Genomic DNA, 1378 nt, shown 5'->3' with positions numbered 1-1378 from the left:
CCGAAGAGGGCCTTCTGCACGTCGTCGGGGCCGTCGAACCGGCTCGTACCGGCGTCGGACAGCTTCTGGACCAGGTCGTCGCCCGCACCGTTGCCCTTCGCCAGCGACACCAGGTCGTCGCGGCTGGCGGGGTAGTCGGCGCCCTTGAGCGCCTTCTGCAGTTCGATGGGGTTGAGGTCGGCCATGGGTTCCTCCCGGGTTCGCGTGCTCGTGCGGCGGACTCCCGTCGGCTACCCGGACGGCGCGCGCGGGAATACCACCGGAGGGCAAAGAGGGGGCGTCCCCGCGCCCGTCGCGCCGGCGGTGGCCGGACGTCGGGGTCCGGGGACCGGCCGCCTCCGTCTCCCGGACCGGGGAAGCGGCCGAACGGCGGCGCGACCGGGCCGATCGGCCGAGGCCGCGGACCGGGCCCGGTTCCTAGGGTCGCGGTATGCGCGGATCCACGGACGAAGAGGAACACGGCGGCGCCGGGGGCGCGGCACGGTACCGGAGGCGACAGGACGGCGACGGCCCCGGCGGCGCGGGACGCGCCCCGCGCGGCGGCGTCCTGCCGGGTGAGCGCGCGCTGGCCCCGGACCTGGCGCGCGGGATGATGCTGCTGCTCATCGTGCTGTCCAACACCGCGTTCCACCTGTGGGCGGCCCAGCACGGACCCTCCGGCTGGCACCCGGTGGACGGCTCGTGGCTGGACCGGGCGGTCCGGTTCGCCATGATCGTCGGCCTGGACCTGCGCGCCTATCCCCTGTTCGCCTTCCTGTTCGGCTACGGGATGATGCAGCTGTTCCTGCGCCAGAGGGCGCACGGGACCTCCGAACGCACGGCCGTGGCGCTGCTGCGCCGACGCGGTCTGTGGCTGGTCGTGTTCGGGTTCGCGCACGCCGCCCTGCTCATGGCGGGCGACATCATCGGCTCCTACGGGGTGGCGAGCCTAGTGCTGGTGTGGCTGTTCATCCGGCGCGGGGACCGGGTCCTGCTGGCGGGGGCGGCGGTGTTCGCCCTGCTCATCGCGGTTCCCGCCGCACAGGCGGCGTGGAGCCTGGCGGCGCACGGGCTGGAGGGCGTCGGCGGCGCGGGGGCCGAGCCGTCCTACCTGGCCTACGCCGCCCAGGAGGAGGACCCGCTGGCGGCGGCGGGCACACGGCTGCTCACCTGGGCGTTCGTCACCCTGGCGGGCGGCCTGCTGTCCTTCGGCGGGTTCGCCATGATCCTGCTGGGCTTCTGGGCGGCGCGGCGGCGCGTCCTGGAGGAGCCGCACCGCCACCTGCGGCTGCTGGGCTGGACGGCGGCGGTGGGGATACCGGTCGGCTGGCTGGGCGGGCTGCCGTCGGCGCTGGTCCACGCGGGGCTGGTGGGGGCCGCCCCGGGCGCGGTCGGGGAC

At 75.6% G+C, this 1378-nt stretch carries 2 protein-coding genes; one reads left to right on the top strand and one right to left on the bottom strand.

Going from position 1 to position 1378, the window contains the following annotated elements:
* A partial coding sequence (locus tag DQW06_RS27815) for a DUF2795 domain-containing protein (protein ID WP_157983636.1) occupies positions 1-185 on the bottom strand: 185 nt, incomplete at its 3' end.
* 245 nt (positions 186-430) lie between these two features.
* Here DQW06_RS27815 and DQW06_RS27810 point away from each other — a divergent pair.
* A partial coding sequence (locus DQW06_RS27810) for a DUF418 domain-containing protein (RefSeq protein ID WP_117199592.1) occupies positions 431-1378 on the top strand: 948 nt, incomplete at its 3' end.

This window comes from Nocardiopsis sp. TNDT3 (genome assembly GCF_003427465.1).
Taxonomy (GTDB): Bacteria; Actinomycetota; Actinomycetes; order Streptosporangiales; family Streptosporangiaceae; genus Nocardiopsis; species Nocardiopsis dassonvillei.
The sequence above is the reverse complement of the archived record's forward strand: the minus strand, read 5'-3'. Positions and strand labels throughout refer to the sequence as shown.